16 protein-coding genes are annotated in these 12,364 nt (G+C 61.4%); 8 read left to right on the forward strand and 8 right to left on the reverse strand.

What is annotated here, in order from left to right; all coding sequences use genetic code 11:
- Window positions 1-9 precede the first annotated feature (9 nt).
- The 3 genes from N2599_RS02720 to N2599_RS02730 are packed head-to-tail and all read left to right on the forward strand — an operon-like array spanning window position 10 to window position 2,040.
- Window positions 10-681: an amino acid ABC transporter permease gene (locus tag N2599_RS02720; RefSeq protein WP_027507704.1), complete on the forward strand. Its 672-nt coding sequence runs from the start codon at window positions 10-12 to the stop codon at window positions 679-681.
- On the forward strand, window positions 678-1,337 hold the full coding sequence (locus N2599_RS02725; protein WP_027507703.1) for an amino acid ABC transporter permease: 660 nt from the start codon (window positions 678-680) through the stop codon (window positions 1,335-1,337). The genes N2599_RS02720 and N2599_RS02725 overlap by 4 nt, the downstream gene beginning before the upstream one ends.
- On the forward strand, window positions 1,315-2,040 hold the full coding sequence (locus N2599_RS02730; protein WP_027507702.1) for an amino acid ABC transporter ATP-binding protein: 726 nt from the start codon (window positions 1,315-1,317) through the stop codon (window positions 2,038-2,040). Before N2599_RS02725 ends, N2599_RS02730 begins: the two co-directional genes overlap by 23 nt.
- A gap of 25 nt (window positions 2,041-2,065) precedes the next feature.
- On the opposite strand, the gene N2599_RS02735 is transcribed toward N2599_RS02730, so the two are convergent.
- Window positions 2,066-2,836: an alpha/beta fold hydrolase gene (locus N2599_RS02735; RefSeq protein ID WP_027507701.1), complete on the reverse strand. Its 771-nt coding sequence runs from the start codon at window positions 2,834-2,836 to the stop codon at window positions 2,066-2,068.
- Between the two features lie 216 nt (window positions 2,837-3,052).
- On the opposite strand from N2599_RS02735, the gene N2599_RS02740 reads away from it, so the two are divergent.
- Window positions 3,053-3,739 carry a GntR family transcriptional regulator gene (locus tag N2599_RS02740; protein ID WP_027507700.1) on the forward strand — a complete coding sequence of 229 codons (687 nt, stop codon included), beginning with the start codon at window positions 3,053-3,055 and terminating at the stop codon, window positions 3,737-3,739.
- Window positions 3,740-3,824: 85 nt separating this feature from the next.
- Here the strand turns inward: N2599_RS02740 and N2599_RS02745 are convergent, their stop codons facing one another.
- On the reverse strand, window positions 3,825-5,024 hold the full coding sequence (locus N2599_RS02745; protein ID WP_027507699.1) for an NAD-dependent formate dehydrogenase: 1,200 nt from the start codon (window positions 5,022-5,024) through the stop codon (window positions 3,825-3,827).
- Between the two features lie 276 nt (window positions 5,025-5,300).
- On the opposite strand from N2599_RS02745, the gene N2599_RS02750 reads away from it, so the two are divergent.
- Complete coding sequence (locus N2599_RS02750; protein ID WP_027507698.1) at window positions 5,301-5,609, forward strand: Dabb family protein; 309 nt, start codon at window positions 5,301-5,303, stop codon at window positions 5,607-5,609.
- Window positions 5,610-5,645: 36 nt separating this feature from the next.
- On the opposite strand, the gene N2599_RS02755 is transcribed toward N2599_RS02750, so the two are convergent.
- Genes N2599_RS02755 through N2599_RS02770 form a run of 4 tightly spaced genes read right to left on the reverse strand, consistent with a single transcriptional unit; the run spans window position 5,646 to window position 8,290 of the window.
- Window positions 5,646-6,545, reverse strand: a complete 900-nt coding sequence (locus tag N2599_RS02755; protein ID WP_027507697.1) for a metal ABC transporter substrate-binding protein — start codon at window positions 6,543-6,545, stop codon at window positions 5,646-5,648.
- 16 nt (window positions 6,546-6,561) lie between these two features.
- On the reverse strand, window positions 6,562-7,434 hold the full coding sequence (locus tag N2599_RS02760; RefSeq protein WP_027507696.1) for a metal ABC transporter permease: 873 nt from the start codon (window positions 7,432-7,434) through the stop codon (window positions 6,562-6,564).
- Window positions 7,431-8,171 carry a metal ABC transporter ATP-binding protein gene (locus tag N2599_RS02765; RefSeq protein WP_027507695.1) on the reverse strand — a complete coding sequence of 247 codons (741 nt, stop codon included), beginning with the start codon at window positions 8,169-8,171 and terminating at the stop codon, window positions 7,431-7,433. Before N2599_RS02765 ends, N2599_RS02760 begins: the two co-directional genes overlap by 4 nt.
- A complete protein-coding gene (locus N2599_RS02770; RefSeq protein WP_260307763.1) occupies window positions 8,168-8,290 on the reverse strand; it encodes a hypothetical protein in 123 nt (40 codons plus the stop codon). Before N2599_RS02770 ends, N2599_RS02765 begins: the two co-directional genes overlap by 4 nt.
- A gap of 202 nt (window positions 8,291-8,492) precedes the next feature.
- Here N2599_RS02770 and N2599_RS37775 point away from each other — a divergent pair, with 202 nt between their 5' ends.
- On the forward strand, window positions 8,493-8,636 hold the full coding sequence (locus N2599_RS37775) for a nucleotidyltransferase domain-containing protein (protein WP_143533964.1): 144 nt from the start codon (window positions 8,493-8,495) through the stop codon (window positions 8,634-8,636).
- A gap of 344 nt (window positions 8,637-8,980) precedes the next feature.
- On the opposite strand, the gene N2599_RS02780 is transcribed toward N2599_RS37775, so the two are convergent.
- Together N2599_RS02780 and N2599_RS02785 are read right to left on the reverse strand one after the other, a co-directional pair.
- On the reverse strand, window positions 8,981-9,466 hold the full coding sequence (locus N2599_RS02780) for a peroxiredoxin (protein WP_027507694.1): 486 nt from the start codon (window positions 9,464-9,466) through the stop codon (window positions 8,981-8,983).
- Between the two features lie 62 nt (window positions 9,467-9,528).
- Window positions 9,529-10,374: a protein-disulfide reductase DsbD domain-containing protein gene (locus tag N2599_RS02785; RefSeq protein ID WP_027507693.1), complete on the reverse strand. Its 846-nt coding sequence runs from the start codon at window positions 10,372-10,374 to the stop codon at window positions 9,529-9,531.
- Window positions 10,375-10,514: 140 nt separating this feature from the next.
- On the opposite strand from N2599_RS02785, the gene N2599_RS02790 reads away from it, so the two are divergent.
- Both N2599_RS02790 and N2599_RS02795 read left to right on the forward strand, forming a co-directional pair.
- On the forward strand, window positions 10,515-11,120 hold the full coding sequence (locus N2599_RS02790) for a YqgE/AlgH family protein (RefSeq protein WP_027507692.1): 606 nt from the start codon (window positions 10,515-10,517) through the stop codon (window positions 11,118-11,120).
- 133 nt (window positions 11,121-11,253) lie between these two features.
- The gene (locus N2599_RS02795) at window positions 11,254-12,339 is read left to right on the forward strand and encodes a zinc-binding metallopeptidase family protein (RefSeq protein WP_027507691.1); all 1,086 of its coding nucleotides are present in this window, start codon (window positions 11,254-11,256) and stop codon (window positions 12,337-12,339) included.
- Window positions 12,340-12,364: the final 25 nt, after the last annotated feature.

Genomic DNA, 12,364 nt, shown 5'->3' on the forward strand with positions numbered 1-12,364 from the left:
GGACGTGTTTTGAGCTACCATTTCGAATTCGGTTGGCTGCTTCAGTATTATCCGCAGGTCGTCAAGGGCATAGTGATCACCCTGGAGCTTGTCGCGATCGGCGGTGTGCTCGGCATCTCGCTCGGCACCTTCTGTGCCTGGGTGCGCGCGCTCGGTCCGGCGTGGCTGAAGCCTGTGGTCGCGGGTTACGTCGAGCTTATCCGCAATACGCCATTCCTGATCCAGCTTTTTTTCATCTTCTTTGGCCTGCCGTCGCTGGGTCTGCAGCTTTCCGAGCTGACGGCCGCCAATCTCGCCATGGTCGTCAATCTCGGTGCCTATAGCTGCGAAATCATCCGCGCCGGCATCCAGGCGACGCCAAAGGGGCAGTTCGAGGCGGGCGCCAGTCTCGCCATGACGCCGTTCGAAACCTTCCGCCACGTCGTTCTGGTGCCCTCGCTGCAGCGCATCTGGCCGGCACTCTCCTCACAGGTGGTGATCGTCATGCTCGGCTCCTCCGTCGTGTCGCAGATCGCCGCCGAGGACCTGACCTTTGCCGCCAACTTCATCCAGTCGCGAACCTTCCGCGCCTTCGAGGCCTACATCGTCTCGACGGCCATCTACCTGGCGCTGGCGATCCTGCTTAGGCAGGTGCTGGCGGTGGCCGGTGGGTTCATCTTCCCGAGGAGGCTTGCCCGATGATCGAGTTCACGCTCTGGGATATCCTGCGCAACCTGCTGCTCGCCACCCGCTGGACAGTTCTGCTCTCGCTCATTTCCTTCATCGGCGGCGGCGCGGTCGGGCTCGGACTGCTCCTCCTGCGCATCAGCAAGCGCAAATCGCTGCGGGCGCTTGCAAAATACTACATCGAGCTTTTCCAGGGCACGCCGCTCCTGATGCAGCTCTTCATCGCCTTCTTCGGCCTCGGCCTGTTCGGTATCAATGTCCCGGCCTGGCTTGCCGCCGGCCTGGCGCTGATCCTCTGGACCGCCGCCTTCCTTGCCGAAATCTGGCGCGGTTGCGTCGAATCGGTCGCAAAAGGCCAGTGGGAGGCCTCCGCCAGCCTCGGCATGGGCCGGCTTCAGCAGATGCGCTACGTGATCCTGCCGCAGGCCCTGAGGGTCGCCGTGCCACCGACGGTCGGCTTCTCCGTCCAGGTCGTCAAGGGAACGGCGCTCACCTCGATCATCGGCTTCGTCGAGCTGTCGAAGGCAGGCACCGTCGTCACCAACGCCACCTTCCAGCCCTTCACCGTCTACGGGCTCGTCGCACTCATCTATTTCGCGCTCTGCTGGCCTCTGTCGAAGAGCAGCCAGATCCTCGAAAGGAAGCTCAATGTCGCTCATCGAAATCACTGAAGTCCGCAAGAGCTACGGCACGAACGAGGTGCTGAAGGGCATCAACCTGGATGTGGATCCGGGCGAAGTCATCGCCATCATCGGCAAGAGCGGCTCGGGCAAATCGACCCTGCTGCGCTGCATCAACGGCCTTGAGAGCATCACCCAAGGCTCGATCTCGGTGGCCGGAGCCCAGCTTCTGGACGACGAACTGCACCTGAAGGCGCTGCGCCTGAAGGTCGGCATGATCTTCCAGCAGTTCAATCTTTTCCCGCACCTGACGGCCGGCGGCAACGTCATGCTGTCGCAGTCCGTCGTCAAGAAGACGCCGAAGGCGGAGGCCGCAGCGGTCGCCCGCAAGATGCTCGACCGGGTCGGCCTAGGCCACAAATTCGACGCCTATCCCGACGAGCTTTCCGGCGGTCAGCAGCAGCGCGTCGCGATCGCCCGTGCGCTTGCGATGCAGCCGATCGCGCTGCTCTGCGACGAGATCACCTCCGCGCTCGATCCGGAACTCGTCGCCGAAGTCCTGGCTGTCGTGCGCGAGCTTGCCGCCGAGGGGATGACGTTGCTGATGGTGACGCACGAAATGCGGTTCGCCCGCGACGTCTGCAGCCGGGTCGTCTTCATGCACGAAGGCCGCGTTCACGAAATCGGCCGGCCGGAAAACGTCTTCGCAAATCCGAAGACCGCCGAACTCAAGCAGTTTCTCGGCATGCATTGAGGGGCGCGCCGCCAGGTCATGTATGTTATCCCGCCGCCTCGATGATCAGCTGGGTGATCTCATCGGGATGGGAAATCAGTGAAAGATGGCTGGCCTTCAGTTCGATGGTCTTGGCTCCCATGCGCTTGGCCATGAAGCGTTCGAGTTCTGGATTGATCGTGCGATCTTCTGTCGATACGGCATACCAGCTTGGCTTCGAACGCCAAGTCGCCTGTGTGGTCTTGCCTGTAAGGAGAGCCTTGTTGAATGGCGCCTGGACTGCATAAAGCACCTTCGCCTTTGCTTCCGGTAGGTCGCCCGCGAAATCATGCAGGAATGCCGCCTCGCTGAGGCGCCCTTCGTCGCCATCGAAAACAATGCCTGCGGAAGCCGGCGGCGGGGGAAATGTCTTGGCCAATGCCGTATAATCCTCGCCCGCATCCGGCGCCCGCGCCGCGACATAAACGAGTGCCGATACGTTAGGATGCATCCCGGCTTCCGTTATTATCATTCCGGCGAAGGAATGCCCGACCAAAACCGTCGGGCCATCCTGCCGTGCCAGCACCCGCTCAACGGAGGATACCGCTTCAGGCAGCGTCGTTAGCGGATTTTGCACGGCCGTCGCATTGAACCCCGCCGCCTGCAGTCGGGTAATCACCTCGGACCAGCACGACCCATCGGCGAACAACCCATGCGCCAGGACGACGTTGCGGGCCTTCACCGTACCAGAGGGTGCGGCCATGCTGCTGGTTGAGAGAAGAGAGGCAGCAGCGCTGGCAACGATGGCGGCTGAGAAAGTACGTCTTGTCATCATCATGATTTGGCTTCCTTCTGCGTCGAATAGTTGGAAGGCTTTGCAAGCTTTTATGTATGCAGGATGTAACATTGATCGGAAGAATGTATTCTCATGACGCGATTTTTTCAATAATTGAATGCATAACAGCTTCGTGATAATGGTTTTGCATGCGCTTAACCTGTGTTTACGCATATTCGCATACGGGCCGGAAGCACGACCGGTTCAGGGAGGATTTGCATGGCAAACGGATCAGAAGCTGGAGATGATGGCGATGATCGGGAACTCCTGTCTGACCGTATTCGCAACGCGCTGACGGATGAAATTGCGGCGGGCACGCTGGCAGCGGGTGCTTCGCTGGACGAACAGCAGCTCGCCGACCGTTTCGGTGCCTCCCGTACTCCGGTTCGGGAAGCGCTGCGTCAATTGGCGGCCAGCGACCTCGTCGAGGTTCGCGCACGGCGAGGCGTCGTCGTCGCACGCATGACCCCCGAGCGCATCATGGACATGTTTGAGACGTCGGCCGAAATCGAGGCCATGTGCGTGCGGCTTGCGACTTACCGTATGACTCCGCTGGAGCGAAGCCACCTGATCGGACTGCACGACATGTCCCACGAGATTGTCGAGAACGGTGATTTTGACGCGTACGATGCTTTCAACCGCGAATTCCATGAGACGATCTATCGCGCCACCCACAACGGCTTTCTTGCCGAACAAGCGATAGCGGTGCGCACGAGGCTGAACGCCTTCCGGCGCACGCAACTTCGACAAGGCGATCGGATGCGTAAATCTCGGGACGAGCACGATGCAATCATGCAGGCGATCGCGGAGGGTGACGGCGAAATGGCATCTCGGCGCATGCGAGCACATATGCTGAACGCTGCCACAGCGCTCCGTCGTTTCATTGAAGCGAACAAGTCGGCATAACATTGCCGACGGTAATGCATGCCTGCAACCGCGTCGGCTCTCGGCGAGCAACGAGAGCCGGTCCAGCCTTCCGAATAACGCGCCTTCAGCTCTTGAAACGCGCCGCCTCTTCAGAGCCGCGCGTCGCATCGCCGGCACTGTAGGAGTGCGCGCCGGCGCCGGCGAGTTTGCCGCCGTCGACGATCAGATATTCCTCGCGGATCGGCCTGCCTTCGAACCAGCATTCGAGAATTTCCCGCGTACCGGCGGCGTAACGCGCCTGGGCGGACAGCGACGATCCTGAAATATGCGGCGTCATGCCGTGATACGGCATCGATCGCCACGGATGGTCCTTAGGCGGAGGCTGCGGGAACCAGACATCGCCGGCATAACCCGCAAGCTGGCCGTTCTCCAGTGCCCGCGCGACGGCATCGCGATTACAGATCTTGCCGCGCGCCGTATTCACCAGGTAGGCGCCGCGTTTCATCTTGGCGATCATCGCCGCGTCGAAGAGGTTTTCCGTCTCCGGATGGAGCGGCGCGTTGATCGTCACGACATCGCAGATCGGCACCATGTCCGCCGCGGTCTTGTGGAAGGTAACGCCAAGCTCCTTCTCGACCGCATCGGGAAGCCGGTGGCGGTCGGTATAGTGCAACTTGACGTCGAACGGCTTCAGCCGGCGCAGCACTGCGCTGCCGATCCGCCCGGCGCCCACCGTGCCGATCTCCATGCCCTCGATGTCGTAGGAACGCGCGACGCAGTCGGCTATGTTCCAGCCGCCCTTCACGACCCACTGGTAGGAGGGAATATAGTTTCGGGCAAGGCCGAGGATCGTCATGACCACATGTTCGGATACGCTGATCGAGTTGCAGTAGGTCACTTCGGCGACGGTGACGCCGCGGTCCATCGCGGCCTGGAGATCGACATGATCCGAGCCGATGCCGGCGGTGATTGCCAGCTTCAGCTTGGCCGCCTTGGCGATCCGTTCGGCGGTCAGGTAAGCTGGCCAGAAAGGCTGCGAGATTACGATCTCGGCCTCGGCAAGCTCGCGTTCGAAGACGCTGCCGGGACCATCCTTGTCCGAGGTCACGATCAGGCTGTGCCCTTGGCTTTCGAGAAACGTCCGCAAGCCCAGTTCGCCGGAAACGCTGCCCAGCAGCACGCCCGGCTGAAAATCGATGGCCTTCGGGGTGGGAAGCGTCTGGCCGTCGGGGTAGTGTTCGAGCTTCGGCAGGCCATCGCGCGCATAGGCGCTCGGATATCCGTCGACCGGATCGTCATAGAGGACGCAAACGACCTTTGCCATTTCCATCTCCCTTCATTTGAAACGAAGAGGGAGGGCCTCGAATCTTTCATAGCCGCCGGTCAATGCGGATGGACAGCAGGGCGATGTGCTCTGCTGAATGATCTGTGGCCAGCAGGCTCGCTCCTGGCGCTCCCGCATTCGTAATTGGCACCACTCTGGAAAGGTGGAGGACCCGGACACGGTTTCAAGGAGAGCAGCCGGAAAGTCCACAGCAATCCCCTTGCCCTCTGCCTCGTTCCCTCTATTCTGCCGCCAACACCATAGGGAGGCCACCATATGATCCTGCACTGCGTATTTCTGAGGCTGAAGGCCGCGATGACGGGCGAGGAGAAGCAGGCGCTGTTCGAATCGGTCGTCGCATTGAAGCAGGTGATTCCCGGCATTCTCGATATCAAACATGGCCCCAATGTCTCGCCGGAGGGGCTGCATGGCGGCTTCGTCGATGGCTTCGTTGTGACCTTCGAAAGTGCAGGCGCACGGGATGCCTATCTCGTGCATCCCGAGCATGTGGCCGTCGGCGAGCGCATTATCTCCTCGACGGATGGAGGCCTTGCCGGCCTCCTAGTCTTCGATTTCAATCTCTGAGAGAGGCCGCGGATTTCTCCGCGGCCGGGTCTGCAGTCAGCTCGATTTCCCCAGCGCCGCGGCGATCTGGTCGACATTGTAGCGAAACATCTTCTCATAGCTAGGCGCCGGTCCCTTTGCATCCGAGAGCGATTCGACATAGAGCTCGCCGCCGGGTTCGGCGCCCGTTGCCTTGGCGACCTGCCTGACGAGGCGCGGATCGTTAGAGTTTTCGAAGAAATAGCTCTTCACATGTTCCGTCTTGATCTGCTCGATCAGCTTGGCGACGTCGGCGGCCGAGGCTTCGGTTTCGGTCGACATGCCCAGCGGCGCGAGGAAGCTGACATTGTACTCGCGGCCGAAATAGCCGAAGGCGTCGTGGCTCGTCAGCACCTTGCGCCGGTCATCCGGAACCGCGTCGAATTTCGAACGCGCATAGGCGTCAAGCGCGTCGAGCGTCTTCGTGTAGCGCTCGGCATTCGCCTTGAAGGCGCCGGCATCCGCCGGATCGGCGGCCGACAGCGCCTTTTCGATATTGGAGACCCAGACCTTGACGTTGACCGGGCTGTTCCAGACGTGCGGATCAGTGACCGTCTCGCCGTCCTCTTCCATCGTGCGCGTCTTGATGCCGTCGGAAACGGTGACCGGCGTTCCTCTGTAGCCGGAGGCGGAAATCAGCCGGTCCATCCAGCCTTCAAGGCCTTCGCCGCTGACGAAGGTCACCTGCGCGGCCTTCAGATGCTTGGCATCGGCGGGCGACGGTTCGAACTCGTGGGGGTCGCCATTCGGGCCGACGAGGCTTGTGACAGTCACGTGGTCGCCGCCCACCTGGCTGACGACATCGGCAAGCACGGTGAAGGAGGCGACCACCTTCAGCGTCCCGGCAGAGGCGGATGAGGCCGAAAGGGCGATCAGCGCGGGAATGGCCGTGGAAAGAAGCAGTCTGCGGGAAATCATCGAAGTCTCCTTGAGTTCAGCCCTTCAGATGCGGGCGGGGAAAAAGGCGCCGGGCAAGGCCCGACGGCGCGAAGAGGATGGAAAGCCCGTAGATCACCGCCGCCGTCATGATGATGGTCGGACCGGAGGCGAGCTCGAGATGATAGGAGGCGATAAGCCCGAGGTAACCGGAGAAGGTGGCGCTGATCGCCGCGATCACCATCATCGATGGCAGGCTGCGCGACCAGAGCTGCGCGATCGCCGCCGGAAGCATCATCAAGCCGACGGCCATCAGCGTGCCGAGCGCCTGAAAACTGGCGACGAGGTTGAGCACGACGAGGAACAGGAAAAGCACGTGATAGACCGGTCCCCGGCCGCCGACGGCCCTGAGGAACCCGGGGTCGAAGCATTCAGCCACCAGCGGCCGGTAGATGACGGCAAGCACGACGAGCGTCACCGAGGTGATCGCCCCGATCTGGACGATGGAAGGGGCGTCGATCGCCAGAATGGTGCCGAAGAGCACATGCAGCAGGTCGACGTTCGATCCGCGCAGCGAAACGATCAGCACGCCGAGCGCCAGTGAGGCGAGATAGAAGCTTGCGAAGCTCGCGTCCTCCTGCAGCACCGTCGTCCGGCTGACGATGCCCGAGAGCAGCGCGACGGAAAGCCCGGCGATAAGGCCGCCGATGCCCATGGCGGTGAGCGATAGCGATCCCGCAACGAGGTAGCCAATCGCCGCACCCGGCAGCACGGCATGGCTCATTGCGTCACCCATCAGGCTCATGCGCCGCAGCATCAGGAAGACGCCGATCGGGCCGGCGCCGAGCCCGAGGCAAAGGCAGGCGACGAGCGCGCGGCGCATGAAGCCGTAATCGGCAAATGGCGCGAGGAAGATGTCGTAGGCCGTCATGCCGCAGGCTCGCAGGCTCTCGGGTCCTCGTCCCAGCGCTCGGCCATGGCGCGTGCCTTGAGAAGATTGGCGGCCGACATCACATCGCCGGTCGGCCCCCAGCCGATCAGCGTGCGGGCAATCAGCAGCGTCTCCGGGAAATACGCCCGCACCTGGTCGAAGTCGTGAAGCACGGCAATGACGGTCCGCCCGTCGCCGTGCCAGCGCGCGACGATATCGAGCAAATCCTTCGTCGTGCGAGCGTCGATGGCGGTAAAGGGCTCATCGAGCAGGATGAGCTTGGCGTCCTGCAGCAGCAGCCGGGCAAAAAGCACACGTTGAAACTGCCCGGCCGACAGCGAACCGATATGGCGTTTCTCGAAACCTTCGAGCCCGACCGCGGAAAGCGCTTCGCGGGCCTTGGCGGTCTCGTGCGCGGAGACGCGTCCAAAAGCGCCGCTGCTTCGCCAGGCACCGAGCAGCACGGCCTCGAACACCGAGATCGGAAAACGCCGGTTGATCTCGGCCGCCTGCGGCAGGTAGCCGAAATCCGTGCGCTGCAGCCGATGGGAAATCCGCCCTTCGGCGGGCCGCAGCTCGCCCATGATGGCTTTCAGAAGCGTCGATTTTCCCGCACCGTTCGGCCCCGCGATCGCAGTCAGGCTGCCTGCGAGAATGGAACCGGAAACATGGTGCACCGCCGGGTGCCGATCATAAGCGACGGTCAGGTTGTCGAGCCCGATCAGCTGGCCGCTCATGGCAGGACGATTGCCCAGTGGATCGCCGCCCAGAGGAGGGCGATGACACTGAGCACGCAGGCAACACGGGATGCGGCGGAGGGCAGGAGCACACCGGAGGCGAAAGGTAATCTGTTCATAAGTGATGCCCTTAACGTAATAACATTACAAGTTATGTTATAACGAATATGGCAAATTGACGGCCTTGTCGAGCCGGCCGAAAATCAAAAAGGGCGGATACCGATAAGGACTGGAAGCCAAAAAGCTTGCCTTGTCCCGTTGCAAAATTCAGACGTAGAAAATATCGCCGTTAGCCGGAAGTGCTGCGACGGAGGCGGGCTTATGGATCAGAGCGCTTTGATAAGCCAGATTACGATCAGGACAGCGGACCAAAAATTGGTTCAGGCGCTCTTTCTCGGAGGAAGCTATGGTCGAGGGACAGCTGACGCATACAGCGATGTCGATCTGATCCCTTGTCGATTCTAATGAGCATGCTGCAGTTGCCACCCGATGGCACAGCCTTTTAGAGAGCATTACCCCGATTGTCTTCTTGAACCAAAGTGGCCAGGGCCGTGTGCTGTCGAATGCAGTCAATGTGGATTGGCTGCGTTGCGACTTGATCATTATGCCGTCAACAGGGTTTTCCGGCCGAGCGCCCACGGCGACAATCGCGCGCGCCGAACAGGCGCTACACTGCGGGAAAACTCGCGGGCCAAGTCAGCCTCATGCGCCGGTTCCTGCCTGAATTCCTGGTCGACAAGAACCTGCCGAAATAAACCAATTTACCGGCCTGAGGCGGCTGGGTTCAGCCGCCGTCTTTGCCGCTCGTCTCAGAGCTGCTCCATCATCGTCGCAGCGCCTGAGACAGTTGCCTGGCCGGGGCTTTCCTCGACGTTCAGCGACTTCACGACGCCGTCCTCGACGAGCATCGAGTAGCGCTTGGACCGCACGCCGAGGCCGCCGGCGGAAAGGTCGGCTTCGAGGCCAAGTGCTTTGGTGAAGCCTGCGTCCCAGTCGGCGAGGAAGTGGATCTTGCCCATGCCGCCGGACTGTTCGGCCCAGGCGCCCATGACATGCCAGTCGTTGACGGAGAGAACCGCGATATCGTCAACGCCCTTGGCGAGGATGGAATCGCGGTTTTCGAGATAGCCCGGCAGATGGTTCAGCGAGCAGGTCGGCGTAAAGGCGCCGGGTACGGCGAAAAGCACGATGCGCTTGCCTTTGAAGAGCTGCTCGGTCGAAATCTCCACGGGGCCATCCGCGGTTTTTTCCTTGAATGTGGCGGCAGGAAGCTTATCGCCGATCGCGATGGTCATGGGTTTCTCCTCGGTCTTGATGATTGCGGCGGGGACGGGTTGGAGCCGACTATAAAAGCCGGTCAGTCAAAGGCAAGCGGCGTCTCCATGGCGCGGGCGCCGTCGATGATCAGGACGCTCCAGCTTTTCCCGGTGACCTCATAGTTCCTCGGAAGCTTGTCGATGGCGATCGATGTCGAAAAGTTCTTTCCGTCGCGCTTGTTCATCAGCTTCCTGGTGAAGACGTATCCGTTCGGCCCCGTGAGGATCACCTCCGGCGCGGTGTCGCCGCCGTCGGGCAGGGCAACCTGCAGGCGGAGTTGCTTCATGTCTGCCGAAAACGTGTGGGACGTCACCTTGAACTGCGACGATGGCTCTTCCGGCAGGAAGGCCTCGGCATTCTTGAGGATTGCTTCTTCCTCCGGGCGGGATTGATTGGCGGCGGAAGCAACAGGAAGCGAGAATTCGGCCTGGAACGGAATGCAGATATCCTTGCAAATGCCGATGAATGCGCTCGCCTTCAGTTCGAGCGGCCGGGAGGCGTCCTCCGCCGAGAAGGTCAGCGGCAGCGAAACGGGCGCGTCATAGGCGATGTCGTCTATCTTGCCGTCGACGAGATGCTTCGGCACCGGGTAGCGGATTGCCTTCAGCTCGATGCCGCTTTCCGGCGCAACCGTGATCTGTGGCGGTATCCCGCTGTTGCCGGGCTCGCGCCAATAGGTGATCCAGCCGGGCCGCGGCTCGATCTGCAGCGCGCCGCGCATCGTGCCGTCGAGGTCCGGCGGCAGCGCGATCATCCGCATCCGTCCGCCTTGATTGTCGGCCCAGCCGCTCATTTCGGCGCGCACCGGCCCGACGGAGGTGGCCAGAGCGGTCACGCAGACGGCGGTGTACAGAAGCCGGCGAAATTCGAAAGAAATAGTCGTCATGGAACAACGGTTTATCGAAAATCGCCTTTCGCCGCCAGAAGTTCGGCCATCTAAATTCTTCATTTTCGGTTGATTGATCTGCAACATTGCCCCATGTTTCTTTTATAGGGCTGTTGGTACGTCTGGCAGCAGGAGGAAATATGTCCCTATCCACGCTGAAAAACAGACGGGAACGCGGCTTTTTCGACGGGCAGTTCCTGATTGCGATGCCGGGCATGGAAGATAGCAACTTCTTCCGTTCGGTCATCTATATCTGCGCCCATTCCGAGGCCGGTGCCATGGGCTTCATCATCAATCGCCCCCAGAACCTCACCTTCACCGACGTACTGCTGCATCTCGAAATGGTCAACGACCAGGAGCCGATCGTCCTGCCGGAGCACGCCCGGGATTTCCCGATCCAGACAGGCGGTCCCGTGGAAAGCGGCCGCGGTTTCGTGCTGCATTCCGATGATTACATCAGCGACTCCAGCATCCCGATCAGCGACGATATCTGCCTGACGGCAACGCTCGACATTGTCCGCGCGATTTCCAAGGGCGGCGGTCCGAAGAGGGCAACGATGATGCTCGGTTATTCCTCCTGGGGTGCCGGCCAGTTGGAAATGGAAGTCGCGAGCAACGGCTGGCTGACCTGCGCTGCCAATGAGGCGCTGATCTTCGACCGCAATCTCGATGACAAATACGAACGCGCGCTTGCGGGCATGGGCATTACCGCCGCCATGCTTTCCGCCGAAGCCGGGCATGCGTGATCTCTAATCCAGGAACGATTTCGTTGACATGACGTTTTCTTCCGGCAAGCGTGCCAGATGGCGCGCCGCCGAAATGCCTGTTGCGCGCCGCGCAGCAGGCATTTTGGTTCGTCGGCATTCGTTGAGGGTAATCATGAGGCTCTTCGCCTGCGACAATTGCGACCAGGTCGTCCACTTCGACAACCGCCATTGCGTCCGCTGCAATCATCGCCTCGGCTTCCTGCCGGACGATCTCTGCATGCACGCGCTCGAGCCGCGCGACGAAATGCACTGGCGGCTCGTCACAGATCCGGAACGCAGGATCCGTTTCTGCGCCAATGCCGGTCTTGATATCTGCAACTGGTTGCTTGCGGAGGATGACACCCATGAATTCTGTATCGCCTGCCGCCACAATAGGCTGGTGCCGAATACCGGAACCCAGGACGGCATTGCGCGCTGGCGCCGCATCAGCCAGGCGCAACGCCATCTCTTCTATTCGCTGCTGCGCTGGAACCTGCCGCATCCCGACCGGCAGGAAGATCCCGCCGGCGGTCTCGTTTTCGATTTCCTCGAAGACACGGTTCAGAATGACGGCAACATCCTTCCCGCGAGGACCGGACATGAGGAGGGCCTGATCGCCATCCGCGCGGCGGAAGCCGACGACGCCACGCGCGAGCAGGCCCGCGCCATGATGAACGAGCCTTACCGCACGCTGCTCGGCCACTTCCGCCATGAGGCCGGCCACTTCGTCTGGAACAAGCTGGTGCGCGACGTTAACGGCCTCGATGCCTTCCGCGCCGTCTTTGGCGACGAACGCCAGGATTACCGCTCAGCCCTTCAGAACCACTATGCCAACGGCCCGCCCGTCGGCTGGCGGGAGAGGTTCATCAGCGCCTATGCATCTTCACACCCGTGGGAAGACTTCGCCGAGTGCTTCGCCCACTACCTCCACATCGTCGATACGCTGGAGACGGCCCGAGCTTTCGGCATCGCCATCGATCCCAGCGGCCATGAGGAAATGGCTTCGGAAGTGGATTTCAATCCATACAGGGCGGAAAGCGCCGAACAGCTCGTCAGCGCCTGGGTTCCGCTCAGCGTCGCAATCAACGCCATCCAGCGCAGCATGGGCCAGCCGGACGCCTATCCTTTCGTGCTGTCCCGGGCCGTCGTTGCGAAGCTCGAATATCTGCACAAGCTCATTCAGGATGCGTCGGCGCTGTCACCGAGAACTGCGGCGTGAGCCTCCTCATCCGCCTGCCGGCACC

The sequence above is a fragment of the Rhizobium sullae genome (genome assembly GCF_025200715.1).
Lineage (GTDB): Bacteria > Pseudomonadota > Alphaproteobacteria > Rhizobiales > Rhizobiaceae > Rhizobium > Rhizobium sullae.

Bases quoted from the DNA above. Each gene is read 5' to 3' on its own strand.
- N2599_RS02725 (WP_027507703.1), top strand. From the start codon at position 678: ATGATCGAGTTCACGCTCTGGGATATCCTGCGCAACCTGCTGCTCGCC.
- N2599_RS02730 (WP_027507702.1), top strand. From the start codon at position 1,315: ATGTCGCTCATCGAAATCACTGAAGTCCGCAAGAGCTACGGCACGAAC.
- N2599_RS02735 (WP_027507701.1), bottom strand. From the start codon at position 2,836: ATGATGATGACAAGACGTACTTTCTCAGCCGCCATCGTTGCCAGCGCT.
- N2599_RS02740 (WP_027507700.1), top strand. From the start codon at position 3,053: ATGGCAAACGGATCAGAAGCTGGAGATGATGGCGATGATCGGGAACTC.
- N2599_RS02745 (WP_027507699.1), bottom strand. From the start codon at position 5,024: ATGGCAAAGGTCGTTTGCGTCCTCTATGACGATCCGGTCGACGGATAT.
- N2599_RS02750 (WP_027507698.1), top strand. From the start codon at position 5,301: ATGATCCTGCACTGCGTATTTCTGAGGCTGAAGGCCGCGATGACGGGC.
- N2599_RS02755 (WP_027507697.1), bottom strand. From the start codon at position 6,545: ATGATTTCCCGCAGACTGCTTCTTTCCACGGCCATTCCCGCGCTGATC.
- N2599_RS02760 (WP_027507696.1), bottom strand. From the start codon at position 7,434: ATGACGGCCTACGACATCTTCCTCGCGCCATTTGCCGATTACGGCTTC.
- N2599_RS02765 (WP_027507695.1), bottom strand. From the start codon at position 8,171: ATGAGCGGCCAGCTGATCGGGCTCGACAACCTGACCGTCGCTTATGAT.
- N2599_RS02770 (WP_260307763.1), bottom strand. From the start codon at position 8,290: ATGAACAGATTACCTTTCGCCTCCGGTGTGCTCCTGCCCTCCGCCGCA.
- N2599_RS37775 (WP_143533964.1), top strand. From the start codon at position 8,493: ATGGATCAGAGCGCTTTGATAAGCCAGATTACGATCAGGACAGCGGAC.
- N2599_RS02780 (WP_027507694.1), bottom strand. From the start codon at position 9,466: ATGACCATCGCGATCGGCGATAAGCTTCCTGCCGCCACATTCAAGGAA.
- N2599_RS02785 (WP_027507693.1), bottom strand. From the start codon at position 10,374: ATGACGACTATTTCTTTCGAATTTCGCCGGCTTCTGTACACCGCCGTC.
- N2599_RS02790 (WP_027507692.1), top strand. From the start codon at position 10,515: ATGTCCCTATCCACGCTGAAAAACAGACGGGAACGCGGCTTTTTCGAC.
- N2599_RS02795 (WP_027507691.1), top strand. From the start codon at position 11,254: ATGAGGCTCTTCGCCTGCGACAATTGCGACCAGGTCGTCCACTTCGAC.